We start from the raw sequence: 26,217 nt of genomic DNA on the forward strand, positions 1-26,217 counted from the left end.
CGAGCCCATGGCTGCAAAGACCACCCCCGAAGCCCCGCTCCCCGTCGGTGAGGTCTCCCGGCTGATCGGGGGGTGGATCGACCGGCTCGGGGCGGTGTGGGTCGAGGGGCAGATCACGCAGTTGTCGCGGCGGCCCGGCGCCGGGGTGGTGTTCCTGACGCTGCGGGACCCGTCGTACGACATCTCCGTGAGCGTGACCTGCTACCGGCAGGTGTTCGACGCGGTCGCCGATGTGGTGGGGGAGGGCGCCCGTGTCGTCGTCCTGGCGAAGCCGGAGTGGTATGCCCCCAGGGGCCAGCTCTCCCTGCGCGCCGCCGAGATCAGGCCGGTCGGCGTCGGTGAGCTGCTGGCCCGGCTGGAGCAGCTGAAGAAGGCGCTCGCGGCCGAGGGGCTGTTCGCGCCGGAGCGGAAGAAGCCGCTGCCGTTCCTGCCGCAGCTGATCGGGCTGGTCTGCGGTCGCGCCTCCGCCGCGGAGCGGGACGTGCTGGAGAACGCCCGGCACCGCTGGCCCGCCGTCCGCTTCGAGGTGCGCAACGTCCCGGTGCAGGGGGTGCACGCCGTGCCGCAGGTCGTGCAGGCGGTGAAGGAGCTGGACGAGATCGAGGACGTCGACGTGATCATCGTCGCCCGGGGCGGCGGCAGCGTGGAGGACCTGCTGCCGTTCTCCGACGAGCAGCTCGTGCGGGCGGTGGCCGCGTGCCGTACGCCCGTGGTCTCGGCCATCGGGCACGAGCCGGACAACCCGCTGCTGGACCATGTGGCCGACCTGCGCGCCTCCACCCCCACGGACGCGGCCAAGAAGGTCGTGCCGGACGTGGGTGAGGAGTTCGAGCGGGTGCGGATGCTGCGGGACCGGGCCCGGCGCTGCATGAACGCGTTCGTCGAGCGGGAGGAGCGGGGGCTGGCGCACGCGCTGGCCCGCCCGTCGATAGAGGATCCGCACCGGATGATCGACGAGCGCGCCGACCAGGTGGCGTCCCTGGTGGAGCGGAGCAGGCGGACTCTCGGCCATCTTCTGGACCGCGCGGACTCGGAGTTGACGCACACGCACGCGCGCGTGGTGGCGCTCTCCCCCGCCGCGACGCTCCAGCGGGGCTACGCGGTGCTGCAGAGGACGGACGGGCACGTGGTGCGCGGCCCGGACGAGGTGACGGACGGCGAGGCCCTGCGGGCGCGGGTCGCCGAGGGTGAATTCACGGTGAAGGTGGGCGAATGACGAGCAAGGTGGACGAGTCTCTCTCGTACGAGCAGGCACGGGACGAGCTGATCGAGGTCGTACGGCGCCTGGAGGCGGGCGGTACGACGCTGGAGGAGTCCCTGGCCCTGTGGGAGCGCGGCGAGGAGCTGGCCAAGGTGTGCCGGCGCTGGCTGGAGGGGGCACGGGCACGGCTGGACGCGGCGCTGGCCGAGGAGGAGGGCGACGGGGAGCAGGACGCGGAGTAAAGGTCGGCCGGCTGTGAAGCGAGCCACTGTCGGCCATGCTTTGTTGAAGGTTGAACTTAACTGTCGTAGTGTCGACCCGTCAGCCGATCCGGACCGCGGTCCGGTACGCCGGACCACGACGCCACCTAGGAAGTTCACGCATGTCTCTCGTTCTTGACCCCGCCGCCCAGGACCTGCTGTTCCGTGAGGCCCGCACCGCGAACACCTTCACCGACGAGCCGGTGCCCGACGAGCAGGTGCAGGCGATCTACGACCTGGTCAAGTACGGCCCCACCGCCTTCAACCAGAGCCCGCTGCGCATCACCCTGGTCCGCTCCCCCGAGGCCCGCGAGCGCCTGGTGAAGCTCATGGCCGAGGGCAACCAGCCGAAGACGGCCACCGCCCCGCTGGTCGCGATCCTCTCCGCGGACAACGAGTTCCACGAGGAGCTGCCGGCCCTCTTCCCGCACTTCCCGCAGGCCAAGGACGTCTTCTTCAGCGAGCGTCCGGCCCGTGAGGGCGCCGCCGCGCTGAACGCCTCCCTGCAGGCCGCCTACTTCATCGTCGGCGTCCGCGCCGCGGGCCTCGCCGCCGGCCCGATGACCGGCTTCGACTACGAGGGCGTCCGCAAGGAGTTCCTGGACGACGACCACACCCCGCTGATGGTGGTCAACATCGGCAAGCCGGGCCCGGACGCCTGGTTCCCGCGCTCGCCGCGCCTGGCGTACGACGACGTCGTCACGACCGTCTGAGCGGATCCGCGACGCGAAGAGGCCCCCGGCACCGCCGGGGGCCTCTCGCGCGAGTCCCGCGTGGCTCACCGCAGCTTCAGCGCCGCCGCCATCTTCGTCAGCTCCGTGAAGGACGCCGTGCCGGCCACCACCGTGGTGGAGCCGGGCGTGCCGTTCAGGACCAGGGCGTCGTAGCGGCCGCCGGTGTAGCGGGTCCAGGTACGGCCGCCGATCGTCTCGGCCTGCTTCGTGGCCGACCCGCCCTGGCTGGCGTCGTCGATGAAGGCGGCCCGCTTCTGCGTGGACTGCTCGATCTGCACGTACTGGCTGTCCGGGGTCTGGAAGCCGAGGTGCCAGCGGTCGCCGCTCTCGCCCTGGAAGCGTACGGAGGTCGCTTTCCAGGTACTCGGCAGGCCCTCGGGCGCCGCCACGGGGTAGCTCGCCGTACGGCGGGCCGTGAGCAGCTCGACCCGGTAGTCGACCCGCTTGAGGTCGGGAGCGTGATCGTCGTGCGGGATGGTGAGGAAGTAGACGACCGCCGCCGCGATGCCGATCAGGGCCAGGGAGAGGATCATGTCCCGGGCCGTCTTCTGCTTGCCGTTCGAACCTGCCACGCCCTCTATGGTCGCAGGTGCCCCAAGCGCTCATCCGTGGGGTCCCCTGCTCATTTTGTCTGCCTAACGATAGAGTCAGGGACCAACACCCTCATCCGGCCGTCGTCGTATCAGAAAGGTGCGCTCCGATGACCGAAAATCATCACTTGCCGTCCGAGCTGGACGTTCCCTCCGAGGCTCCCGACCGCAACCTCGCCCTCGAGCTCGTCCGGGTGACCGAAGCCGCCGCCATGGCCGCCGGCCGCTGGGTGGGGCGCGGCGACAAGAACGGCGCCGACGGCGCCGCGGTGCGCGCCATGCGGACCCTCGTCTCCACCGTGTCGATGAACGGCGTCGTCGTCATCGGCGAGGGTGAGAAGGACGAGGCTCCGATGCTCTTCAACGGGGAGCACGTGGGCGACGGCACCGGTCCCGAGGTCGACATCGCGGTCGACCCGATCGACGGCACCACCCTGACGGCCAAGGGCATGCCGAACGCGATCGCCGTGCTCGCCGCGGCCGAGCGGGGCGCCATGTTCGACCCGTCCGCGGTGTTCTACATGGACAAGCTGGTCACCGGCCCCGAGGCCGCCGACTTCGTCGACATCGACGCGCCCGTGGCCGTCAACATCAAGCGGATCGCCAAGGCGAAGAAGGCCACGCCGGAGGACGTCACCGTCGTCATCCTCGACCGGCCGCGGCACGAGAAGCTGATCCGGGAGGTCCGGGAGGCCGGCGCGCGCATCAAGCTGATCTCCGACGGCGACGTGGCGGGCTCGGTCTACGCGCTGCGCGAGGGCACCGGCGTCGACCTGCTGCTCGGCATCGGCGGTACGCCCGAGGGCATCATCTCGGCCTGCGCGGTGAAGTGCCTGGGCGGGACGATCCAGGGCAAGCTGTGGCCCAAGGACGACGAGGAGCGGCAGCGGGCGATCGACGCCGGGCACGATCTCGATCGGGTGCTCACCACGGACGACCTGGTCGCGGGTGAGAACGTGTTCTTCGTCGCCACCGGGATCACCGACGGCGAGCTGCTGCGGGGCGTGCAGTACCGGTCGGAGACCGCGCTGACCGAGTCGATCGTGATGCGCTCGAAGTCGGGGACGGTGCGCAGGATCTACTCCGAGCACCGGCTGAGCAAGCTGCGGGCCTACAGCGCGATCGACTTCGACCGCGCCAAGTAGCGCCCGGCGCTCAGCAGTTCAGAGGCGATGGGGCGCCCCCTGTGCGGAGGGGGCGCCCCATCGTCCGCTTCCTAACCCGCTATGCGGTCGGCCGGGGTCGTCCTGGCCACCTTCTTCAGCTCCATCTCCCGGCGGCGGCGCCGGGCCAGCACCACGCGGCGCTCCGCCGCGGTGAGGCCGCCCCAGACGCCGTACGGCTCGGGCTGGAGGAGGGCGTGCTCGCGGCACTCGACCATCACCGGGCAGCGGGCGCAGACACGCTTGGCCGCCTCCTCGCGCGAGAGCCGGGCGGCGGTCGGCTCCTTGGACGGGGCGAAGAACAGGCCCGCCTCGTCGCGCCGGCACACGGCCTCGGTGTGCCAGGGAGCGTCTTGGTCCCTGTCTCGCGCTGGCACCCGCTGGGCCGGAACGGCAGCTACCTGCAGGGACGAATGCGGCGGTTGCAGCACGGTCTACTCCTGACGACGGCTTCGCGAGCGAGAGACGATGCAGCAAGCCCTACCCGCTGTGCGCGCGCCTATGCACAGCGTTGGCAGTCGGGGGCGCGCGGCGGCTCGTTCACGCCCCACCGGGGCGGCGCCCCAGGAGCGGAGCCTTCCGTTCACCTGTGGATTCGCGGGCGTCAATGCCCCAGGTGTTTGCGCAGCTTCCTGTCGACCTTGTCCTGGACCCGCTCCAGCTTCCGCTCGACCTTGCCCTGGACCCGGTCCAGGATGTCCGCCACGCGCTTGCCGCGCCGAGGGCGCGCCTCGACGTTGCCGAGCACGGCCCAGCCGTCGACGTAGACCACCGGGGCCTGGGAGTCGACCGAGTCCAGGGTGTCCACCTCGAAGTTGCCGAGGACGCCGCCTCCGGTGCCGCGCAGCGACACGTTCTCCGGGACGCGGATCTGGACGTCGCCGAAGACCGAGACGGCCTTGATCACGACCTGCTGGTACTCGAAGATCGCCTCGCTGAGGTCGATCTCGACGCTGCCGAAGACCGAGTACGCGTGGATCCGGCGGCCGGCGCGCCAGCGGCCCCGGCGCACGGCGCTGCTGAAGACGGCGACCACGTTGGCGTCCGCCTCCTGCGGTATGGCGCCCGGGGTGGGGCGGGGCGGCACGGGCGTGTAGGCGGGCGCCGGGTGCTGGTGGGCGGCGGGCAGGTCCCGGATGAAGACGTCCAGCTCGCCCACCGTCTTGGCGGCAAGGACGCCCTCGACGCGCTCGGCATGCTCGTCGGCCGTCAGCCGCCCCTCGGCCAGGGCCTCGCGGAGGATCCCGGCGATGCGGTCACGGTCGGCGTCCGAGGCACGCAGCTCGGAGACAGGTGCTTCGGTCTGCTTCTGAAGGTCCACGCCCGACAGAGTACCGAAACGCGATAGATCGCGACTAGGGGTGTGGACAACCGACTGAGCCTTACCTCACAGTTCCGTGTCGGTGGCAGGTTCTAGGCTGGTGACGCCCGCCAGCGTCGGCGGGCGGCCGTCCGTCAGAGTGAGGAATGGGCTGAGATGCCTGAGTTCGCGTACACCGATCTGCTCCCCCAGGGAGAGGACACCACCCCGTACCGGCTGGTGACGTCCGAGGGCGTCTCCACCGTCGAGGGCCCGGACGGGCGGACGTTCCTCAAGGTGGAGCCGGAGGCGCTGCGCAAGCTGGCCGAGGAGGCCATCCACGACATCCAGCACTACCTGCGCCCGGCCCACCTCGCCCAGCTGCGCCGCATCATCGACGACCCCGAGGCCAGCGCCAACGACAAGTTCGTCGCCCTGGACCTGCTGAAGAACGCGAACATCGCGGCGGCCGGCGTGCTGCCCATGTGCCAGGACACCGGCACGGCGATCGTCATGGGCAAGCGCGGGCAGCACGTCCTCACCGAAGGCGAGGACGACAAGCACCTCTCCCACGGCATCTACGACGCCTACACCAGGCTGAACCTGCGCTATTCGCAGATGGCTCCGCTCACCATGTGGGAGGAGAAGAACACCGGCTCCAACCTCCCGGCCCAGATCGAGCTGTACGCCACCGACGGCGGCGCCTACAAGTTCCTGTTCATGGCCAAGGGCGGCGGCAGCGCCAACAAGAGCTTCCTGTACCAGGAGACCAAGGCGGTCCTGAACGAAGCCTCCATGATGAAGTTCCTGGAGGAGAAGATCCGCTCGCTCGGTACGGCCGCCTGCCCGCCGTACCACCTGGCGATCGTCGTCGGCGGCACGAGTGCCGAGTACGCCCTGAAGACCGCCAAGTACGCCTCCGCGCACTACCTGGACAACATGCCGACCGAGGGCTCGCCGCTCGGCCACGGCTTCCGGGACAAGGAGCTGGAGGAGAAGGTCTTCGAGCTGACCCAGAAGATCGGCATCGGCGCGCAGTTCGGCGGCAAGTACTTCTGCCACGACGTGCGCGTGGTCCGCCTGCCCCGGCACGGCGCGTCCTGCCCGGTCGCCATCGCCGTCTCCTGCTCGGCCGACCGCCAGGCGCTGGCGAAGATCACCCCCGAGGGCGTCTTCCTGGAGCAGCTGGAGACCGACCCGGCGCGCTTCCTGCCGGAGACGACCGACGAGCACCTGGACGAGTCCGGCGACGTCGTCAAGATCGACCTCAACCAGCCGATGGACACGATCCTCGCCGAGCTGACCAAGTACCCGGTGAAGACCCGCCTGTCCCTGACCGGCCCGCTGGTCGTGGCCCGCGACATCGCGCACGCGAAGATCAAGGAGCGGCTGGACGCGGGCGAGGAGATGCCGCAGTACCTGAAGGACCACCCGGTGTACTACGCCGGCCCGGCCAAGACCCCCGAGGGCTACGCCTCCGGCTCCTTCGGTCCCACGACGGCCGGCCGCATGGACTCCTACGTGGAGCAGTTCCAGGCGGCGGGCGGCTCCAAGGTGATGCTGGCGAAGGGCAACCGCAGCAAGCAGGTCACCGACGCGTGCGCCCAGCACGGCGGCTTCTACCTCGGCTCCATCGGCGGCCCCGCCGCGCGTCTCGCCCAGGACTGCATCAAGAAGGTCGAGGTCCTGGAGTACGAGGAGCTGGGCATGGAGGCCGTCTGGAAGATCGAGGTCGAGGACTTCCCGGCGTTCATCGTCGTGGACGACAAGGGCAACGACTTCTTCCAGGACCCCGCCGCTCAGCCGACGTTCACGTCGATTCCGGTGCGGGGGCCGGGGCTGGCGTAACGACCCAGGTCACGAACCACGACCAGGCCGACCGGCCGAAGACGACGGCCGGACCGTGCGGGGCCTTGGAGTCCCGCACGGGGAGGCCGTGGGGGTGGTGGTCCACTATTTCGAGGCAGTCGCCTTCATTGCCGCCGCTGTAGGACGACTTGCGCCAGCCCTTCAGCACAGAGGCATCGGATATGGCGTGCTGCTCAGTCATGGTGACCGTATTCCTTAGCAGTCGACCGCATCAGAGCCAGTGACTCCTTCTGCGACAGGGCGTCTCCCAGCACGAGATGGTAGGCGGCCTGGATGCGCTCGACGACAGCCGGTTCGTCGTGGACCGTGCCGGTGAGGAACGCTTCGACGTAGACAGCCGGGGGCTGGTCCTCGAACCACATCAACTTGGCCTGGCTGACGAGGAGTGGATGGCAGCCGACGCCGAACGGCACCACATGCAGCCGGATCCGCTCGGCCTCCACCAGTTGCACAAGGTGGTCGATCTGGTGCGCCATCACCTGTGAGTCACCGATCGGCCGCCGCAGTACCGCCTCGTCCAACAGCACCCACACCACCGGAGTGCTGGGGTCTTCCAGAATCCGGGCGCGATCGAGTCGCGTGGCAACGGCCTCGGCACGCACGTCCTTGCAAAGCGGCGGATACGAACCATCCCGGAGCACAGCGTCGGCGTACGCCTCGGTCTGCAGAAATCCAGGCACGAACGACAACGCGAACTCTCGGATGACCGAGGCCTGTTGCTCCAGCTCCAAGGCGGCCCCGAAGTGCGCCGCCACCGGCCTCCGCTCCTCCCCCGGCCGGAAACTGGTCAACGCGCCCCCGGTGTTCAGGACCTGGTCCAGCCTCCGCGCGTCCTCCCTGGACGGCACCCTCCTCCCCGCCTCGATGTGCGCGATGTGCGTCCGCGACATGATCGCCGCGTCCGCCAGCTGCTGCTGCGTCAGCCCCGACACCTCCCGCTGCTGCCGGAGCCAGTCGCCGTACGCCGTCCCCACAGACACCCCCTTGCAACCGGTCACTCACTCAGCGTAACGAGCGGGAACAACGCGGGGTGCTCGATCGCTGTAATTGATATGAGCGACTACCGCATCGAGCACGACTCCATGGGCGAAGTCCGCGTCCCCGCCACCGCCAAGTGGCGTGCCCAGACCCAGCGCGCCGTAGAGAACTTCCCCATCTCGGGCCAGCGCCTCGAACGGGCCCACATCGAAGCGCTGGCCCGCATCAAGGGCGCCGCCGCGAAGGTGAACGCACAGCTCGGTGTGGTCGACAAGGAGACGGCCGAGGCGATCCAGGAGGCCGCGGCCGAGGTCGCCGAGGGGCGGTGGGACGAGCACTTCCCCGTCGACGTGTTCCAGACCGGTTCGGGGACGTCGTCCAACATGAACGCCAACGAGGTGATCGCGACCCTGGCGAGCGAGCGGCTCGGTCGTGACGTGCACCCCAACGACCATGTCAACGCCTCCCAGTCGTCCAACGACGTCTTCCCCTCCTCTGTCCACATCGCCGCCACCGCCGCCGTCACCCACGACCTGATCCCGGCCCTGGAACACCTCGCCGCCTCTCTCTCCCGCAAGTCGGAGGAGTTCGCCGACGTCGTGAAGTCCGGCCGGACCCACCTCATGGACGCCACGCCCGTGACGCTGGGCCAGGAGTTCGGCGGGTACGCCGCCCAGATCCGTTACGGCGTCGAGCGGCTGAAGGCGTCCCTTCCCCGCCTCGCCGAACTCCCCCTCGGGGGCACCGCGGTCGGCACCGGCATCAACACCCCGCCCGGTTTCTCCGCCGCCGTCATCGAGGAGGTCGCCCGCGTCACGGGGCTGCCGCTCACCGAGGCCCGGGACCACTTCGAGGCGCAGGGCGCCCGGGACGGGATCGTGGAGACCAGCGGGCAGCTCAGGACCATCGCCGTGGGGCTGACGAAGATCGCGAACGATCTGCGGTGGATGGCGTCGGGGCCGAGGACCGGGCTCGCCGAGATCCGGCTGCCGGACCTGCAGCCCGGGTCGTCCATCATGCCGGGCAAGGTCAACCCGGTGATCCCGGAAGCCGTCCTGATGGTGGCCGCGCAGGTCGTCGGCAACGACGCCACCATCGCCACCGCCGGTGCGTCCGGGAACTTCGAGCTGAACGTCATGCTCCCGGTCATCGCCAAGAACGTGCTGGAGTCGATCCGGCTGCTGGCCAACGTCGCGCGGCTGCTGGCCGACCGGACCGTGGACGGCATCACGGCCGACCGGCAGCGGACCCGCGAGTACGCCGAGTCGTCGCCGTCCGTGGTCACCCCGCTGAACAAGTACATCGGCTACGAGGAGGCCGCGAAGGTCGCCAAGAAGTCGCTCGCGGAACGCAAGACGATCCGGCAGGTCGTGCTCGAGAGCGGGTACGTCGAGCGGGGCGATCTGACGGTGGAGCAGCTCGACGAGGCGCTGGATGTCCTGGGGATGACGCACCCGTAACCAGCGGCGAACCTTTCCGGCCACCGGCACGCGAGGGTGACGCGTACCGCAGCGTCGGATGCCTACGGCACCTAATATCTGTCCATGGCGGACGACGGAGCGATGACACACATGGACGGAGCCGGCACGACGAAGCCGGGACCTGCTGCTGCCTGGACTCCGGGCGCCCAGATCCTGTGGCGCTACCGGCAGAACGCCGGCGAGCACATCCACATCGCCCGGCCCGTGACCGTCGTACGCGACGACGCCGACCTGCTCGCCGTGTGGATGGCCCCCGGCACCGAGTGCGTGAAGCCGGTCCTCGCCGACGGCACGCCGGTGCATCTGGAGCCGCTCCGGTCCCGCTACACCAAGCCGCGCTCGGTGCAGCGGGACCGCTGGTTCGGCACCGGGGTGCTGAAGCTGGCGCAGCCCGGCCGCCCCTGGTCGGTGTGGCTGTTCTGGGAGCCGGGCTGGCGGTTCAAGAACTGGTACGTCAACCTGGAGCGGCCGCTGGCCCGCTGGGCGGGCGGCGTGGACTCCGAGGACTACTTCCTGGACATCTCGGTCCACCCGGACCGCACCTGGCACTGGCGCGACGAGGACGAGTTCACGCAGGCGCAGCGGGACGGGCTGATGGACGCGGCGACGGCCGAGCGGGTCCGGGCGGCCGGGCGGGACGCGGTCGAGGTGATCGAGTCCTGGGGGGCGCCGTTCTCGGACGGCTGGCAGCACTGGCGCCCGGATCCGTCCTGGGCGGTACCTTCTCTCCCCGAGGACTGGGACCGTACGCCCGCGCATGTGTCCTCATGAGACCCTTGATGCGCCCCCGGGCACGAAACGTAGGATCGTCCTCCGCAAGGGCGCAGAGAAGCAACTTCCGGGGCATGGGCCGGGCTTGACCGATCGTCACCGAGGGGCGGCAGGACGTGAGCGAGGGGTACGACGGCGTGACCACCGCGAGCGGTGGCGGCACAGGAACCACCTCTGAGCACGCGGGAATTCCGTTCCTGGGACACGTATTGCGGGTATCGGGACTTCTGCGGGAGCAACTGCGCGCCCGGCGCGCAGTGCCGTACGGATGGATGCGACACGCGTGACGGAGCAGCCCACCTCCTTCGAGCGCGCCCAGGGCGCCGACCCCGCGGAGGGCCGCGGGGCGCTGCTGCGTACCCCGACACCGGCAACCGCCCCGGCCTTACCGGCACAGGCCCGCCCGGAGGCAGCGCCCTCCGGACCGGGTACGGCCGCACCCTGTGGCCACGGAAAGGACGGCAAGGGGAAGGAGCCCCCAGTCAACGGCCCCGAACACTCCCAGCCCGCCACCACGGAGCCCGACGCCCACCGGCCGCGCCCCGCGCCGGAGGTCATCCCGCCGCAGCCCGGCGCCGAGCAGGAGCGGGGGCCGGGCGGCGGGGACCGCCGTACCGGGCGCGGTCTGCCGCCGGGCCGGCCGATGCCGATGCGGCGCGACGGGGACCGGCTGAGATTCGTGGGCGCGGCGACCCGGCGGATCGCGCGCGGCCTGGATCTGGACGAGATCGTGATGGGCCTGTGCCGGGCGACCGTGCCGACGTTCTCGGACGCGATCCTGGTGTATCTGCGCGACCCGCTGCCGGTCGGCGACGAGCGGCCCACCGGTCCGGTGGTGCTGCGGCTGCGCCGTACCGACCGGATCCCGGAGGAGCGGGACACCGACGGGGTGCTGCTGCCGCCCGCCTTCGACCCGGAGCCGGAGCCGAGCCCGCTGTCCGAGCTGTCCGCGCTGACGACCGAGCTGTGCGAGGTGCGCCCCGGCGGCGCGCTGAACGAGGTGCTGCGCGGGGTGCGGCCGGTGTTCGCCGACGCGCCCGCCGCCCGTGCCGCACTGCCCGAGCTGCTCGGCGACGGCGGCGAGGCGGTCGTACCGTCCGGGCAGCACGCGATCCTCGCGCCGCTGCGCGGCCGGCGCCGGGTGATCGGCGCGGCGCTGTTCCTGCGCCGCCCGGAGCGGCTCGCGTTCGAGGCGGACGATCTGCTGGTGGCGGCGCAGCTGGCCACGCACAGCGCGCTGGGCATCGACAAGGCGGTGCTGTACGGCCGGGAGGCGTACATCGCCGACGAGCTGCAGCGCACCATGCTGCCCGAGACCCTGCCCCGGCCGACCGGCGTGCGGCTGGCGTCCCGGTATCTGCCGGCCGCCGAGACCGCGCGGGTGGGCGGCGACTGGTACGACGCGATCCCGCTGCCCGGCAGCCGGGTCGCGCTGGTCGTCGGTGACGTCATGGGCCACTCCATGACCTCGGCGGCGATCATGGGCCAGCTGCGGACGACCGCGCAGACGCTGGCCGGGCTGGACCTGCCGCCGCAGGAGGTGCTGCACCACCTGGACGAGCAGGCGCAGCGGCTCGGCACCGACCGCATGGCGACCTGTCTGTACGCCGTCTACGACCCGGTGACGCACCGCATCACCATCGCCAACGCCGGCCATCCGCCGCCCGTGCTGCTGCACCTGGGCGGGCGGGCCGAGGTGCTGCGGGTGCCGCCGGGCGCGCCGATCGGCGTCGGCGGGGTGGACTTCGAGGCGGTCGAGCTGGACGCGCCCGCCGGGGCGACCCTGCTCCTGTACACCGACGGGCTGGTGGAGTCCCGGCTGCGGGACGTGTGGACCGGCATCGAGCAGTTGCGGGAGAAGCTCGCCGCGACCGCGCAGCTGACCGGGCCGGACCATCCGCCGCCGCTGGAAGCCCTGTGCGACGAGGTGCTGGACATGCTCGGCCCGGGCGACCGGGACGACGACATCGCGCTGCTCGCGGCGCGCTTCGACGGGATCGCGCCGAGCGATGTCGCGTACTGGCAGCTGGACCCGGAGGAGACGGCCCCCGGTCAGGCCCGCCGGCTGGCCCGGCGCGCGCTGGCCCGCTGGGACCTGGAGGACCTGACGGACTCGGTGGAACTGCTGGTCAGCGAGGTCGTGACGAACGCCGTACGGTACGCGTCGCGGCCGGTGACGCTGCGGCTGCTGCGCACCGACGTGCTGCGCTGCGAGGTCGGCGACGACGTGCCGCAGCTGCCGCGGCTGCGGCAGGCACGCGCGACGGACGAGGGCGGGCGCGGCCTGTACCTGGTGAACAGGCTGGCCCGGCGCTGGGGCGCGACCCGGCTGAGCACCGGCAAGGTGGTGTGGTTCGAGCTGAACCGGGGCTGAGCGAGCCGTACACATGCGTGAAGGGCGCCCGGGGAGTTTTCCGGGCGCCCTTCGCGTGTGCTCGGACCGGCCTACTGGCCGAAGTTCCGGCCGCCGCCCGGATCGAGCGGGTTGTCGGTGACGCCGCCCGTCGGTGTCTGCGTCGGCGTCTGCGTGGGGGTCTGCGTCGGCGTCTGCGTGGGTGTCTGCGTCGGCGTCTGGGTCGGCGTCCGCGACGGCGGCGCGGAGCTGGTCGGCGGCTTGCTGGTCGCCGTGTGCGACGGCGTCTGCGTCGGCGTCCGGCTGACGGTCGGGGTGTCCGACGGCTGGACGGCGGCGCCCTGGGTGGTGTCCAGGTCGAACGTGGACTTGTCCGTGACGCCGAAGGTGTACCCGGCCCAGATCTGCGCCGGGTAGCCACCGCCGTTGACGCGGCCGGGGCCGCCCGTGGAGGCGAGCAAGCCGCCCGCACCCGTCAGGGACACATGGCGGCCGGTCCCCTTCTCCTCGCCGAACAGGCCGACGGAGGTGACCAGGTCGGGCGTGTAGCCGGTGAACCAGGCGGACTTGTCCTCGTCGGAGGTACCGGTCTTGCCGGCCACCTGCTGGCCGTCGCGCAGCGGGTTGTCGGCCACGTACTGCCTGGCCGTACCGTCGTCGACCACGCCGGTCAGCACGGAGGTCACGGTGTCGGCGGCGGTCCGGCTGATCACCTGGCCGCCGACCGGGTCCTGGATCTGGGCCGCGCGGCCGCTGTTCTCGGCCGACTTCAGGATGCTCGGCGTGACCTTGCTGCCGTGGTTGTCGAGCGTGGCGTAGATCCCGGCCATCTCCAGGGGGCTCGCGCCCATGGAGCCCAGGGTCTGCGCGGGCACCGCCTGCATGCCGGTGGTGTCCATGCCGAGCTGCTTGGCCGTGCTCATGACCTTCTGCATGCCCACGTCCACGCCCATCTGCGCGAAGACCGAGTTCACGGAGTTGTTCATGGCCTGCTGGACGGTGATCGGCCCGTAGTCGTGGTCGTCCTCGTTCGGCGGGCCGAAGCCGACCTTGCTGCCGTGGTCCACGACCTGCCGGCCGCTGGTGCCGTCGTAGACCGTGTTGGCGGTGATGGGCTTGCCGTCCTGCGTGGTGGCGTTGTTCTCGAGCGCGGCGGCGAGGATGACGGGCTTGAAGGTCGAGGCGGGCTGGTAGTCCCGGCGGGTGGCGTTGTTGGTCCAGTGCTTGTAGAGACCCTCACCGCCGTACAGGGCGAGGATCTTGCCGGTCTTGGGGTCCACCGACACCGCGCCGGCCTGCACGTTGGCGTCGACCTTGCGCTTCTTCGCGTTCAGCTTGCCGGTCAGCTCGGACTTGACCGCCTGTTCCAGGCTGGTCTGCTTCTTCTTGTCGATGTTCAGCGTGATGGTCCAGCCGCGGTCGACCACCTCGGCCTCCGCCTGGGAGCGGCTGATGTTCTCCTGCCGCATCAGCTGCTGTTCGAGCTGCTGGTTGGCGAGGTCGACGAGGTAGCCCTTCTGGCCCTCCAGGCCCGGCGTCCCCTTGGGCTGCTCGGGCGTCGGGAACTTCATGGCCTGCCGCTTGGCCGGGTCCAGCCAGTGCTGCTTGACCATGTTGTCCAGGACGTAGTTCCAGCGGGCCGTCACCAGTCGCTTGCCGGTGTCGGTGGCGACGGCCCAGTCGTACTGGCTCGGCGCCTGGAGCAGCGCGGCGAGGTAGGCGCCCTGCTCGACTGTCAGCTTCTCGGCGTCGGTGCGGTAGTAGGCCTGGGCGGCGGCCTGGATGCCGTAGGCGCCGCGGCCGTAGTAGCTGGTGTTGATGTAGCCGGCGAGGATCTGGTCCTTGGTCAGCTTCTGGTCGACCTTCAAGGAGATGACCATCTCCTTGAGCTTGCGGCTGACGGTCTGGTTCTGGGTGAGGTAGTAGTTCTTGACGTACTGCTGCGTGATCGTGGAGCCGCCCTGGGCGCCACGGCCCATCGCCGTGTTGTACAGACCGCGGGCCAGGCCTCTGAGGTCGATGCCGGAGTCGGTGTAGAAGGTCTTGTTCTCGGCGGCGACGAAGGTGTGCTGGACGTCCTTGGGCACCTTGGCCAGGTCCACGCTCTCGCGGTTGGTCTTGCCGACCCGCGCCATGATCGAGCCGTCGCTGTACTTGTAGACGTTGCTCTCCTGCTTGGCGAGGGCGTTGCCCGCCGGGATGTCCACCATCATGTACAGCACGATGAAGCCGCCGATGCCGAGCAGGCACAGGCCGAGGAACGTGCCGAGGACCTTCTTCCAGGTGAAGATCCGGCGTATCAGAGGCCGCCTGGCGTCCGCGCTGGGCCCCGAACGGCGGCGCTTGGGCGCCGCGCGGTGGCCACCGCGCTGTCGCGCTCGTCTCTCTTCCGCTCGTCCCATGGGTCCCTTCGCTCCGCTTCCGTCTCGGGGTCAGCTCCGAAAGCTAACACCCGCCTATATGACAAAGGACGTCCGATCCGTTCTTTTACGGACGTGAGAATCAGCACCTGCTCCAAGGGAACCGACGGATCTGGAGGTCGGGAGGTTGCCCCCGCGACGGCAACAACCCGGAAAAGCCCGCTCCCTCCCGCCTGTTCCACAACCGTGACAATCGGCCGCCACCTGCGCGGCCGTACAGCGGGCCATGATCTCCACACTCCGCGTATACATTCGACGTATACACCGTGTGTAGAGTGCGGTGCATGTCCATCGGTCACACCCTTCTGGGACTCCTGGAGTCCGGCCCGCGCCACGGCTACGACCTGAAGCGGGCCTTCGACGAGAAGTTCGGTCACGACCGGCCGCTGCACTACGGCCAGGTCTACTCGACGATGTCCCGGCTGCTGAAGCACGGCCTCGTCGAAGTCGACGGCATCGAGGCCGGCGGCGGCCCCGAGCGCAAGCGGTACGCCATCACCGACGCCGGCATCACCGACGTCGAGCGCTGGCTCGCGACCCCGGAGAAGCCCGAGGAGTACCTCCAGTCGACCCTGTACACCAAGGTCGTCCTCGCGCTGCTGACCCACCGCGACGCCTCCACCATCCTCGACGCCCAGCGCGCCGAACACCTGCGCAGCATGCGGATCCTGACCGACCGCAAGCGCAAGGGCGACCTCGCGGACCAGCTGATCTGCGACCACGCCCTGTTCCACCTGGAGGCCGACCTGCGCTGGCTGGAGCTGACCGCGGCCCGCCTGGACAAGCTCCGCGCGGAGGTGGCCCGGTGACCGCTCCCGCCGGCTCCCTGCTCGCCGCCGAGGACCTGCACAAGACCTACGGCGCCACCGTCGCCCTCGACGGCGCCGAGTTCTCCATCCACCCCGGCGAGGTCGTCGCCGTGATGGGCCCCTCCGGCTCCGGCAAGTCGACGCTGCTGCACTGCCTCGCCGGCATCGTGCCGCCCGACTCCGGGTCCATCACCTACGACGGCCGTGAGCTGACCGGGATGGGCGACGCCGAGCGCAGTGCGCTCAGGCGCTCGGAGTTCGGGTTCGTCTTCCAGTTCGGCCAGCTGGTGCCGGAGCTGACCTGCGTCGAGAACGTGGCCCTGCCGCTGCGGCTGAACGGCACGTCCCGCAAGGCGGCCGAAAAGGCGGCGCTGGGCTGGATGGAGCGCCTCGAGGTCGACGACCTGAAGGACAAGCGGCCCGGCGAGGTCTCCGGCGGCCAGGGGCAGCGCGTCGCGGTGGCGCGGGCGCTGGTCACCGGGCCCCGCGTGATCTTCGCCGACGAGCCGACCGGCGCGCTCGACTCCCTCAACGGCGAGCGCGTGATGGAGCTGCTCACCGACGCGGCCCGCTCCACCAACGCGGCCGTCGTGCTGGTCACGCACGAGGCCCGGGTGGCCGCGTACTCGGACCGCGAGATCGTCGTACGCGACGGCAGGTCCCGGGACATGGAGCGCGCCATATGAACGCCCGCCAATGGGCCGCAGACCTCGGCATGGGCGTCCGGTTCGCCTTCACCGGCGGGCGCGAGGGCTGGATCCGGGTGCTGCTGACGGCGGTCGGCGTCGGCCTCGGCGTGGCGCTGCTGCTGCTGACGACCGCGATCCCGAACGCGCTCGCGGTCCGCGACCAGCGCAACCAGGACCGCCGGGACTACACCTACGGCGCCTACCAGCCCAAGGGCGCGAACACCCTGGTGATCTCCGACGCCGACGGCACCTTCCACGGCAGCGACGTGCGCGGCCGGCTGGTGGAACCCGAGGGCCCGCGCGCCCCGCTCCCGCCGGGCCTCACGACGTACCCGGCGCCGGGCGAGATGGTCGTCTCCCCCGCGCTCAAGCGCCTGCTCGGCTCGGCGGACGGCACGCTGCTGCGCGACCGGCTGCCGTACCGGATCGTCGGGACGATCGGCGAGCGCGGACTCGTCGGCTCGCAGGAACTCGCCTACTACGCCGGCGCCAAGGACCTCGCCCCGCGCATCAACGGCTGGCGGACGGCCCGCATCACCCACTTCGGGCCGCAGCCGGGGTCCCAGCAGGACAGCCTCGACCCGGTGCTGATCCTGCTGGTGCTGGTCGTCTTCGTGGTGCTGCTGACGCCGGTCGCCGTGTTCATCGCGGCGGCCGTGCGGTTCGGCGGCGAGCGGCGCGACCGCAGGCTGGCCGCGCTGCGGCTGGTGGGCTCCGACAGCCGGATGACCCGGCGGATCGCGGCCGGCGAGGCGCTCGCCGGCTCGCTGGTCGGGCTGGTCTTCGGCACCGGCTTCTTCCTGCTCGGCCGGCAGTTCGCGGGCTCGGTCGAGATCATGGACATCAGCGTGTTCCCCAGCTACCTGGACCCCTCGCCCGCACTGGCCGCGCTGGTCGCCCTCGCCGTTCCGGCGGCGGCGGTGCTGGTGACGCTGTTCGCGCTGCGCGGGGTGGTGATCGAGCCGCTGGGCGTGGTCCGCACGGCCCGGCCCGCCCGCCGCCGGCTGTGGTGGCGGCTGCTGCTGCCGCTGGGCGGCATGGCCTGCCTCGCACCGATGATCGGCCAGGGCCGGGACAACGGCACCTTCAACGAGTACCTGGTGACCGGCGGCGTCCTGCTGCTGCTCGTCGGCGTGACCGCGCTGCTGCCGTGGGTGGTCGAGGCCGTCGTGGCCCGGCTCGCGCTCGGCGGGGTGGCCTGGCAACTGGCCGTACGGCGGCTGCAGCTGAGCAGCGGCTCGGCGGCGCGCATGGTCAACGGCATCGCGGTCGCGGTGGCCGGGGCGATCGCGCTGCAGATGCTGTTCGCGGGCATCCAGGGCGACTACACCAAGGAGACCCACCAGGACCCCAGTCAGTGGCAGATGCAGGTCAACCTCTCGCGGGGCGTCCCCTTCACGCCGGCCACGAAGGCGTTCGCCTCGACCAAGGGCGTCCGCCAGGCCGTCGCGCTCGGCAGCACCGAACTGGGCGACGGGCGCTGGAGCCCCGACAAGGGCCCGGCCACCACCGTCAGCCTCACCGTCGGCAGCTGCGCCGCGCTGCGCACGGTGGCCGATCTGCCGTCCTGCCGCGACGGGGACGTCTTCGCGGCGAGGGGCGGGGAACGGGACGCCGACCTGGACCGGCTCGTCCGGCCGGGCCGCAGCCTCCACCTCGACACGAGCGACCTCGTGGGCCGCGGACCCGACATCCGGTGGACCGTGCCGCACGGGCTGAAGCAGGCCCGCGCGATCAAGGGACCGAGCGGCATCGAGGACAGCGAGGTGCTGATGACCCCGGCCGCGCTGTCCGGCCGCATGGCCGGCGTGCTGACCGGGTCGGTGTACCTCAGGGTCGACGAGACGGTGCCGGACGTGCACGAGTACGTCCGCAACACCGCGGCCCGCATCGACCCGTTGGCGGACGCGATGGTGTGGGCGTCCACCGAGCGGTCGCAGAAGTTCACCTCCATCCGCACCGGCACGTTCGTCGGCGCCGTCTGCGTGCTGGCGCTGATCGGGCTGAGCCTGCTGGTCTCCCAGCTCGAGCAACTGCGCGAGCGGCGCAAGCTGTTGTCCTCGCTGGTCGCCTTCGGCACCCGGCGGCGCACCCTGAGCCTGTCGGTGCTGTGGCAGACGTCGATCCCCATCGCCCTCGGCCTGCTGCTCGCCGCGGCCGTGGGGCTGACGCTGGGCACGGTGCTGCTGAAGATGGTGGGCGCGACGGTGGGTGTGGACTGGCCGAGCCTGCTGTCGATGACGGGCGCGGGGGCGGCGGTGGTCCTCGCGGTGACCCTGCTCAGCCTGCCGCCGCTGGTGCGGATGATGCGGCCGGAGGGGCTGCGCACCGAGTGACCACCCTGGTCAGGGCGCTTCCAGCACCCTGACCGGCAACGCGCCCAGTGCCCCGCGCAGCGCGGCCGCCAGCTGCTCGTACTCCGCGGAGCGGGCCGCGCCCGCGCGCATGGCGAAGGCGACGCGGCGGCTCGGGGCCGGCTCGGCGAAGTACCCGGTGAGCAGCTGGCTGCTCCGTGTCGTCTCCAGCTTCAGGGCCGTACGCGGCAGCAGCGTGCAGCCGAGGCCGCCCGCGACCAGCTGGACGAGCGTGGACAGCCCGGCGGCCGTGGTGGTGACCGGCGCGTCCGCGCGTCCGGCTTCCCGGCAGATGTCGAGGGCCTGGTCGCGCAGGCAGTGGCCCTCGTCCAGGAGGAGCAGGTTCAGTTCCTTCAGCGCCTCGCGGGGGATGCCCTCGCGGCCGCCGAGCCGGTGGTCGAGCGGCGTGACGAGCACGAAGTCCTCGTCGAACAGGGGGAGTTCGACGACTCCGGGCACGCCGAGCGGCACCGCCAGCAACAGCAGGTCGAGGCGGCCGGAGTTCAGGCCGTCGACCAGGCTGGCGGTCTGCTCCTCGTGCACCTGCAGGTCGAGGTGCGGATAGCGCTCGTGGACCAGCCGCAGCACGGTCGGCAGGAGGTACGGCGCGACCGTGGGGATCACCCCGAGGCGCAGGACGCCCGTGAACGGCGCCCGGACCGCCTCGGCCTCCTCCAGCAGCGCCCCGACCGCGTCCAGCACCGCCTTGGCCCGTACGGCGAGCCGCTCGCCGGCGGGCGAGAGCAGCACCTTGCGCGTCGTACGCTCGAGGAGGGTCACCCCCAGGGTCTCCTCCAGCGCCGAGACCGCTCCGGACAGGGCGGGCTGGCTCATCCCGATGGCGGCCGCCGCGTCCCGGAAGTGCAGATGCTCGGCCACGGCGGCGAAGGCACGCAGCTGTGCGAGGCTCGGCTGCCTCCGCTTTCCATTACCCACGGTCACTGATAGCTACCTCCGATCAACACGACCGATTGTAGCTATTTCACGAATCAATGCACCCTGTGCCACCATCGGCGAAGTCCAACCCATGGGACAGACCCCCAAAAAGGGTCCTTCCTCGCTGCAAGGAGAGCGTGTGCTCACTGTCGGTGACAAGTTCCCCGAGTTCGAACTGACCGCCTGCGTCTCGCTGGAGAAGGGCAAGGAGTTCGAGCAGATCCACCACAAGTCCTACGAGGGCAAGTGGCTGGTCGTGTTCGCGTGGCCGAAGGACTTCACCTTCGTCTGCCCGACCGAGATCGCCGCGTTCGGGAAGCTGAACGACGAGTTCGCCGACCGCGACGCCCAGATCCTCGGCTTCTCCGGCGACTCCGAGTTCGTCCACCACGCCTGGCGCAAGGACCACCCGGACCTGACCGACCTGCCGTTCCCGATGATGGCCGACTCCAAGCACGAGCTGATGCGCGACCTGGGCATCGAGGGCGAGGACGGCTTCGCGCAGCGCGCCGTCTTCATCGTCGACCCGAACCGCGAGATCCAGTTCACCATGGTCACCGCCGGTTCCGTGGGCCGTAACCCCAAGGAGGTCCTGCGGGTCCTGGACGCCCTGCAGACCGACGAGCTGTGCCCCTGCAACTGGAGCAAGGGCGAGGACACCCTGGACCCGGTCGCGCTGCTGGCTGGTGAGTGACCCATGTCGCTCGACTCGCTGAAGTCCCGCGTCCCGGACTACGCCAAGGACCTGAAGCTCAACCTGGGCTCGGTCATCGGCAACTCCGACCTGCCGGCGCAGCAGTTGTGGGGCACGGTGCTGGCGACCGCCATCGCCTCCCGGTCCCCGATCGTGCTGCGTGAGCTGGAGCCGGAGGCGAAGGCGAACCTGACGCCGGAGGCGTACCAGGCCGCCAAGTCGGCCGCCGCCGTCATGGCGATGAACAACGTCTTCTACCGGACGCGCCACCTGCTGTCGGACCACGAGTACGGCACCCTGCGGGCGGGTCTGCGGATGAACGTCATCGGCAACCCCGGTGTCGAGAAGGTCGACTTCGAGCTGTGGTCGTTCGCGGTCTCCGCGATCAACGGCTGCGGGATGTGCCTGGACTCGCACGAGCAGGTGCTGCGCAAGGCCGGCGTCGAGCGCGAGGTCATCCAGGAGGCGTTCAAGATCGCCTCGGTGATCCAGGCGGTCGGCGTCACCCTCGACGCGGAGGCGGTGCTGGCCGAGTCGGCCGAGTAACCCCGCCCCGGCGCATCACGGCCCCTGCCCAACCCCTGGGCAGGGGCCGTCGTCGTCCAGCCGTCACCCCTGTCCGTGACATGTGCCACTCACCCGAGCCGGGGGCGGAGACCGCGAGTGAACAAGACCCCGGACGATTGCCCTGCTTCTCCCCTTTGGGCGAAGAAGATCCACACGCGTAGAGTTACAACGGAACTCTGCCCTCCACTACGTCGCCGCTTTTTGATCGACAGCCGCCGAGGCGATCTGATTGGCTCCTGGTGACCACACCCACGCCGCCGAACTGCGTTTTCGCGGCGACTGCTTGACCGTTTTTCCAGGGGGAATCTCATGTCCATACGCAGCCATGTCTCGGCGCGGACCGCGCTTGCCGCAGCCGCAGCCGGCCTGGGCGTCCTCGGTGTGACCGCTCCGCAGGTCGCCGCCGCCGACCGGCCGGTTCCGAGCATCTCGGCCAAGGCCGACCAGCACACGAGGGCGATCGCGGCGGCCCGTCCCACCGCCGCCGCGGCAGGCGCGACCGTCTGCGGCACGGGCTACGCCCTCTACAAGGCGGACCAGCTGCCCGACTCCCGGCGTTTCGCGACCCTCTTCGTCTATGTGAAGGGGAGCAACCCCGCGAGCAACGACGCACCCACGTGCGCCATCCTCGACAACAACACGTCCGGCGCGAAGTGGATGAAGATCAAGCTCTGCTCGAACTACATCGCAGAGGGCTGCGCGAGCGACGCGGGCGTCTACTCCCAGTACGCGGGGCCCGTCTACCGCAACCACGGCGGCTGCGGGACGGTCACGTCGTTGTTGAGCTCGACCACCTCCAGCTCGGCCCCCCTGCTGGTCAACAACGTTCAGGACAGCACGAACTGCAACTAGCAGGTGCTGCACGAACCGTGAACCGGGACTCCACGCATCGCGGCGTGGAGTCCCGCCTTGTTGCGCCCTGAAAGGGCGATCCACTCAACGGAAAACGGGGAAAGTTTCCTTGCGTTTCAAGAGACGAACTCGCGCGCCCCTGGTGGCCCTTGTGGCCTGCGCCGCTGTGACCGGCGGTCTGCTCCAGGCGACACCCGCCAACGCCTCACCCACACCCTCCACCCACCCCTTTGGCCACTCGTCCACCGGCCCGACCGCACCGGTGCCTCCGAGTCGGATACAGAACCCGGGCAAGAAGCTCGGCAAGGGCTGGCGGAACAGCCCCGACCGCGCCGTCACCGCCGCCGCCGACGCGGACGGTCTGCGCATCCTCGTCGCCGACAGCGACAAGGCGTACACGTGGAAGACGGTCGCCGTGCTGTCGGAACCGGGCATGCCGGCGGATTCGTGGATCGGCAACCAGTGCCTGATGGACCACACGCACGCGGCCGTCGCCTACGCGCCGCGCGCCTTCACGAACAAGCCCGATCTGATGCAGGGCGGCGCGTTCACCGCCATCGTCGATCTGACGACCGGGAAGGTGAAGAAGCTCCCGTTCACCGCGTCGCTGGCCTACTTCGACCCGTCCTGCAACACCACCACCCACAAAGCCGCGTTCACTGCCTTCCGGGACATGAACGACCCCGCGAGCACACGGACGCGCGTGATCACCGTGGACGTCTCGGGGAAGACCTCGGGTACGGCCGCCGCGAAGGGTGAGATCACCAGCGCCGTTCCGGTCGAGGACGGCACGGTGGCCGCGCTCGGCAGCCGGCTCGTCCACCTGGACGGCTCCGGCAAGGTGAGGAACCTCGCGAACGCGGACAGCGCCCCGTTCGACATCCGGCCCGCCGCCGACGGCACGATCGCCTTCGTCGACCGCAAGGGCGGCTCCACGGCGCAGGCCAAGCTGTTCACCGGCAGCGGCAGGCCGAAGAGCCTCGCCGCGGGCCGGCTCGGCGACCTCGACCTCATGCAGGGCGAGGCAGGCCGGGTCTTCCTCACCGGCCGCCCCAAGGGCTCCCCCGCCACCGCGGGAACCGGCGTGACCCGCCTGGGCGCCCCGGCCGGCACCGATGTGTCCTCGCACGGCCGTCTCGCAGTCGAGCCGGTCCTCACCCCGGGCGTGCACGCCGGCCTGACGCAGATCAAGGGCGCGGGCAAGGGCTTCACGAAGTCCGCGGAGCCCGTCTCGCAGACGGCGACGCCCGCCGACGACGGCGACAAGCCCGTGACCGTCACCAGCATCGCCACCACCACCGGAGCCAGGCTGACGCAGAGCGTGCAGCACGACGCCGTCGACGGCACGGGGGCCAACCCCTCCCCGGTGCTCCCCACGGCCGCCGGACAGCACCGGTCGAAGGGCACCGCCTCGAAGTCGGGCCTGACCGTGAGTTCCCCGACCGACGACGACCGCTGGTGCGCCGTCTCCCGCAACGACGTCAAGGCACAGGCCCTGCAGCCGACCCCGAACCAGGTCGAGTGGGCCGCCGACATGGCGGTGCGCGGTGATCTGAGCGCGAGCTACATCCGCCAGGGCGGCTACCGCGACCAGGCCGGTCTGGGCACCATCGACCCGCAGGCTCTGTTCCCGCTGCCGAAGCTGACGGGCGGCGGCCGGATCCCGGTCAACGTGCTGCTCGGCATCATGGCCCAGGAGTCCAACCTGTGGCAGGCCGAGGGCGGGTCGATCCCCGGGCAGATGGGCAACCCCCTGGCCGCCGTCGACGGCTACTACGGGCACAAGGCGGACCCCAACGACCCGGCCGCCTACTGGCAGATCAACTGGGACAAGTCCGACTGCGGCTACGGCGTCGGCCAGGTGACCGACGGGATGCGGCTGGCCGGTCACGAGAAGCCGGGTGAGACCAGCCTCAAGCCTGCGCTGCAGAAGCTCATCGCGATCGACTACGCGACGAACATCGCCGCCTCCCTGAAGATCCTCGCCGACAAGTGGAACGAGGTCCACAAGGACGGCCAGAAGATCACCGTCAACAACGACGACCCCGCCTACGTGGAGAACTGGTTCACCGCCGTCTGGAACTACAACCTCGGCTTCAACCCTCCCTCGGAGGCCGGGAAGCACGCGGGGCACTGGGGCCTGGGCTGGTACAACAACCCCGCCAACCCGATCTACGCCAAGGGCTGGGGTCATCCGTTCATGAACACGGACGTCGACCCCTACGCCGTCAAGGACGCGGCTCATCCGCAGGACTGGCCGTACGAGGTCAAGGTGATGGGCTGGGCCGCCTGGTCCATCGACACCGGCTACTCCTACGCCACCTCCGGCCGCCAGGACTGGCCGGGTGAGTCCGGCTTCTCCTCTGCCGGCTTCCGTCCCGCCTACTGGAACGGAACGGACCAGCCCTACCTGTACGAGGGCAGCGCGCGCTACAACCGGGTGCACGTGACGCCGTCGCTCGACGCGTTCTGCAACTCCAAGAACAACTGCAACCCCAACACGCCGCCGGACTGCCCGGACGCCGAGTGCTACGCGCAGTACTGGTGGAACCAGCCCAATGTGACCTGGAAGTCCGACTGCAGCCAGACGTGCGGCCACGAGAACATCAAGTACCAGTCCCTGGTGCCGGAACCGCAGCGCGGCTACCGTCTCCAGAACGGTACGCCGGTGTGCGACGCCCCGGCCGGTTCCAAGGTCGTCGCCTCCGTCCCGGACGGAACGCCGTCCTGGAGTGAATGCGGGACGACCAAGTCCGCGGGAAGTTTCCAGTTCTCGTTCAACCCCGGCACGGAAGGCCGCTACGAGGCGAAGGCCGACCTGCACTCGGTGGGCGGCGGCTACGGCGGCCACTACTGGTACACCCACACCCGCGACGCCGGCCACTTCGGCGGCGCGGGCGGCTACATGACCATCAACGGCACCTGGACCCTCGGCCAGAACCTCAATTGGGCGCGCGTTCTGGTCCACCTTCCCGACACCGGCGCCCAGACCCGGCAGGCCACGTACGACGTGCAGGGCACGGACAGCTGGAGCCACAAGCGGACCGTGCTCCAGCGCGCGGGCGGCTGGGTCAGCCTGGGCGTGTTCCACTTCACCGGCACCCCGAAGGTCGAGCTGTCGAACGCGACCAAGGACGGAACCGCCGACGAGGACATCGCCTGGGGCGCGGTCGCCTTCCAGCCGCTGGCGGGCAAGCCGGCCAACTTCGTCGTGGCGATGGGTGACTCCTACTCTTCGGGTGAAGGGGTGACCGGCGCGAACGGTTCCGACCTGTACCCGGAGACGGACCACCCCGACAAGAAGGACGACGAGGTCGACAAGTGCCACCGCTCCAAGCTGGCATGGTCGAGGCAGGCGACTCTTCCCGGCTACTCCAGCTCCATCGGTGCCATGGCCGACAGCCTTGACGCGCAGATGGACTACCACTTCGTGGCCTGCTCGGGGGCCCGCACCTACAACATCCTCAACCAGCCCCTGTCCGGGGAGCTGCCGCAGATCGAGACCGGGTACCTGGACCAGAACACCACCCTGGTGACGCTCAGCATCGGCGGCAACGACGCCCGCTTCAGCGACGTCATGAAGAAGTGCGTCGATCTGGCCGACCCGCAGACGACCACCTGCCCGTACTCGGAACTGGACAACCAGGACCCCGCTACCGGCAAGTCGACGGGCGGCACGACCGGCGCCCTGAAGGACTGGGCGCCGAAGTGGCTGCACGACTCCGTGCGGCCGCAGATCGCCCTGACGCTGAACGCCATCCATGCCCAGGCACCGAACGCGAAGGTCGTCCTCATGGGCTACCCGCGCCTGGTGGAGAAGGACCACAGCTGCTTCCCCGGCGCCTATGAGACCGTCGAGAACGACTGGGTGCGCAGTGTGGCCGACGATCTCGCGACCGAGATGAAGGGCGCCGCCGAGAATGACGGCGGAACCTGGGCGGTCTTCGCCGACCCGCGGGCCAACTTCGACGGCAAGGCTGCCTGCGGCAACCCGGAGACCATCAACGCCCTCGTGGAGAACGGGCGGGAGAAGGCGGACAGCGAGTTCCCGAACGCGTCCATGCAGAGCCTCCATCCGAAGATCGCTGGGGCCCGCATCTACGCGGACACCCTGGAACAGACGCTCCGGAAGCTGTGACGGGGCACTGACCGATCACTGACCCGGGGGCCTGAGTATCCGTACTCAGGCCCCCGGC

General features: G+C 70.4%; 22 protein-coding genes. 15 read left to right on the forward strand and 7 right to left on the reverse strand.

The genetic code is table 11. From position 1 onward, the window contains the following. Positions 1-7: 7 nt before the first annotated feature. From xseA to AB0950_RS01155, 3 genes are all read left to right on the forward strand, one after another. Positions 8-1,216, forward strand: a complete 1,209-nt coding sequence (gene xseA / locus AB0950_RS01145; protein WP_360159901.1) for an exodeoxyribonuclease VII large subunit — start codon at positions 8-10, stop codon at positions 1,214-1,216. Further along, entirely contained in the window at positions 1,213-1,443 is a 231-nt protein-coding gene (locus AB0950_RS01150) for an exodeoxyribonuclease VII small subunit (RefSeq protein ID WP_360159900.1), read from the forward strand. Before xseA ends, AB0950_RS01150 begins: the two co-directional genes overlap by 4 nt. A 140-nt stretch (positions 1,444-1,583) precedes the next feature. Beyond that, positions 1,584-2,174 carry a malonic semialdehyde reductase gene (locus tag AB0950_RS01155; RefSeq protein WP_366777516.1) on the forward strand — a complete coding sequence of 197 codons (591 nt, stop codon included), beginning with the start codon at positions 1,584-1,586 and terminating at the stop codon, positions 2,172-2,174. A gap of 65 nt (positions 2,175-2,239) precedes the next feature. On the opposite strand, the gene AB0950_RS01160 is transcribed toward AB0950_RS01155, so the two are convergent. Beyond that, entirely contained in the window at positions 2,240-2,767 is a 528-nt protein-coding gene (locus AB0950_RS01160) for a DUF4245 domain-containing protein (protein WP_366777517.1), read from the reverse strand. Between the two features lie 128 nt (positions 2,768-2,895). Between AB0950_RS01160 and glpX the strand changes: the two genes are divergently transcribed. Further along, positions 2,896-3,930, forward strand: a complete 1,035-nt coding sequence (gene glpX / locus AB0950_RS01165; protein ID WP_360159897.1) for a class II fructose-bisphosphatase — start codon at positions 2,896-2,898, stop codon at positions 3,928-3,930. A 71-nt stretch (positions 3,931-4,001) separates the two neighbouring features. Here the strand turns inward: glpX and AB0950_RS01170 are convergent, their stop codons facing one another. Next, positions 4,002-4,379, reverse strand: coding sequence for a WhiB family transcriptional regulator (locus AB0950_RS01170; protein ID WP_360159896.1), 378 nt, complete (start codon positions 4,377-4,379; stop codon positions 4,002-4,004). A gap of 173 nt (positions 4,380-4,552) precedes the next feature. Then, positions 4,553-5,269 (reverse strand): DUF1707 domain-containing protein, encoded by a 717-nt coding sequence (locus tag AB0950_RS01175; RefSeq protein ID WP_366777518.1) that lies wholly within the window; start codon positions 5,267-5,269, stop codon positions 4,553-4,555. Positions 5,270-5,425: 156 nt separating this feature from the next. On the opposite strand from AB0950_RS01175, the gene AB0950_RS01180 reads away from it, so the two are divergent. Next, on the forward strand, positions 5,426-7,096 hold the full coding sequence (locus AB0950_RS01180; RefSeq protein ID WP_366777519.1) for a fumarate hydratase: 1,671 nt from the start codon (positions 5,426-5,428) through the stop codon (positions 7,094-7,096). Here AB0950_RS01180 and AB0950_RS01185 read toward each other — a convergent pair. Both AB0950_RS01185 and AB0950_RS01190 read right to left on the reverse strand, forming a co-directional pair. Continuing rightward, positions 7,059-7,298 (reverse strand): DUF397 domain-containing protein, encoded by a 240-nt coding sequence (locus AB0950_RS01185; RefSeq protein ID WP_360574902.1) that lies wholly within the window; start codon positions 7,296-7,298, stop codon positions 7,059-7,061. The two genes, AB0950_RS01180 and AB0950_RS01185, sit on opposite strands and share 38 nt — an antisense overlap. Further along, positions 7,291-8,091 (reverse strand): helix-turn-helix transcriptional regulator, encoded by an 801-nt coding sequence (locus AB0950_RS01190; protein ID WP_360159965.1) that lies wholly within the window; start codon positions 8,089-8,091, stop codon positions 7,291-7,293. Before AB0950_RS01190 ends, AB0950_RS01185 begins: the two co-directional genes overlap by 8 nt. A gap of 78 nt (positions 8,092-8,169) precedes the next feature. Between AB0950_RS01190 and AB0950_RS01195 the strand changes: the two genes are divergently transcribed. The 3 genes from AB0950_RS01195 to AB0950_RS01205 all read left to right on the forward strand — a co-directional run bounded on the left by AB0950_RS01195 (position 8,170) and on the right by AB0950_RS01205 (position 12,721). Then, entirely contained in the window at positions 8,170-9,555 is a 1,386-nt protein-coding gene (locus tag AB0950_RS01195; protein ID WP_366777520.1) for a class II fumarate hydratase, read from the forward strand. Between the two features lie 111 nt (positions 9,556-9,666). Continuing rightward, positions 9,667-10,347 carry a DUF402 domain-containing protein gene (locus AB0950_RS01200; protein ID WP_366777664.1) on the forward strand — a complete coding sequence of 227 codons (681 nt, stop codon included), beginning with the start codon at positions 9,667-9,669 and terminating at the stop codon, positions 10,345-10,347. A 283-nt stretch (positions 10,348-10,630) separates the two neighbouring features. Continuing rightward, on the forward strand, positions 10,631-12,721 hold the full coding sequence (locus AB0950_RS01205; RefSeq protein ID WP_360159891.1) for a SpoIIE family protein phosphatase: 2,091 nt from the start codon (positions 10,631-10,633) through the stop codon (positions 12,719-12,721). A 71-nt stretch (positions 12,722-12,792) separates the two neighbouring features. On the opposite strand, the gene AB0950_RS01210 is transcribed toward AB0950_RS01205, so the two are convergent. Then, positions 12,793-15,102 carry a transglycosylase domain-containing protein gene (locus AB0950_RS01210; RefSeq protein WP_360159890.1) on the reverse strand — a complete coding sequence of 770 codons (2,310 nt, stop codon included), beginning with the start codon at positions 15,100-15,102 and terminating at the stop codon, positions 12,793-12,795. Positions 15,103-15,404: 302 nt separating this feature from the next. Between AB0950_RS01210 and AB0950_RS01215 the strand changes: the two genes are divergently transcribed. The 3 genes from AB0950_RS01215 to AB0950_RS01225 are packed head-to-tail and all read left to right on the forward strand — an operon-like array spanning position 15,405 to position 18,954. After that, the gene (locus AB0950_RS01215) at positions 15,405-15,929 is read left to right on the forward strand and encodes a PadR family transcriptional regulator (protein ID WP_360159889.1); all 525 of its coding nucleotides are present in this window, start codon (positions 15,405-15,407) and stop codon (positions 15,927-15,929) included. After that, the gene (locus tag AB0950_RS01220) at positions 15,926-16,615 is read left to right on the forward strand and encodes an ABC transporter ATP-binding protein (protein WP_360159888.1); all 690 of its coding nucleotides are present in this window, start codon (positions 15,926-15,928) and stop codon (positions 16,613-16,615) included. The genes AB0950_RS01215 and AB0950_RS01220 overlap by 4 nt, the downstream gene beginning before the upstream one ends. Next, positions 16,612-18,954: an FtsX-like permease family protein gene (locus AB0950_RS01225; RefSeq protein ID WP_360159887.1), complete on the forward strand. Its 2,343-nt coding sequence runs from the start codon at positions 16,612-16,614 to the stop codon at positions 18,952-18,954. Before AB0950_RS01220 ends, AB0950_RS01225 begins: the two co-directional genes overlap by 4 nt. A gap of 9 nt (positions 18,955-18,963) precedes the next feature. Here the strand turns inward: AB0950_RS01225 and AB0950_RS01230 are convergent, their stop codons facing one another. After that, positions 18,964-19,908: a LysR substrate-binding domain-containing protein gene (locus AB0950_RS01230; RefSeq protein WP_366777665.1), complete on the reverse strand. Its 945-nt coding sequence runs from the start codon at positions 19,906-19,908 to the stop codon at positions 18,964-18,966. 139 nt (positions 19,909-20,047) lie between these two features. Here AB0950_RS01230 and AB0950_RS01235 point away from each other — a divergent pair, with 139 nt between their 5' ends. The 4 genes from AB0950_RS01235 to AB0950_RS01250 all read left to right on the forward strand — a co-directional run bounded on the left by AB0950_RS01235 (position 20,048) and on the right by AB0950_RS01250 (position 26,159). After that, complete coding sequence (locus AB0950_RS01235; RefSeq protein WP_069778975.1) at positions 20,048-20,602, forward strand: peroxiredoxin; 555 nt, start codon at positions 20,048-20,050, stop codon at positions 20,600-20,602. Positions 20,603-20,605: 3 nt separating this feature from the next. After that, positions 20,606-21,148, forward strand: a complete 543-nt coding sequence (locus tag AB0950_RS01240) for an alkyl hydroperoxide reductase (RefSeq protein ID WP_360159885.1) — start codon at positions 20,606-20,608, stop codon at positions 21,146-21,148. A 330-nt stretch (positions 21,149-21,478) separates the two neighbouring features. Continuing rightward, complete coding sequence (locus AB0950_RS01245; RefSeq protein WP_360159884.1) at positions 21,479-22,021, forward strand: hypothetical protein; 543 nt, start codon at positions 21,479-21,481, stop codon at positions 22,019-22,021. 262 nt (positions 22,022-22,283) lie between these two features. After that, positions 22,284-26,159, forward strand: coding sequence for an SGNH/GDSL hydrolase family protein (locus tag AB0950_RS01250; protein ID WP_360159883.1), 3,876 nt, complete (start codon positions 22,284-22,286; stop codon positions 26,157-26,159). Positions 26,160-26,217: the final 58 nt, after the last annotated feature.

Source organism: Streptomyces sp. NPDC007189 (assembly GCF_040703635.1).
Lineage (GTDB): Bacteria > Actinomycetota > Actinomycetes > Streptomycetales > Streptomycetaceae > Streptomyces.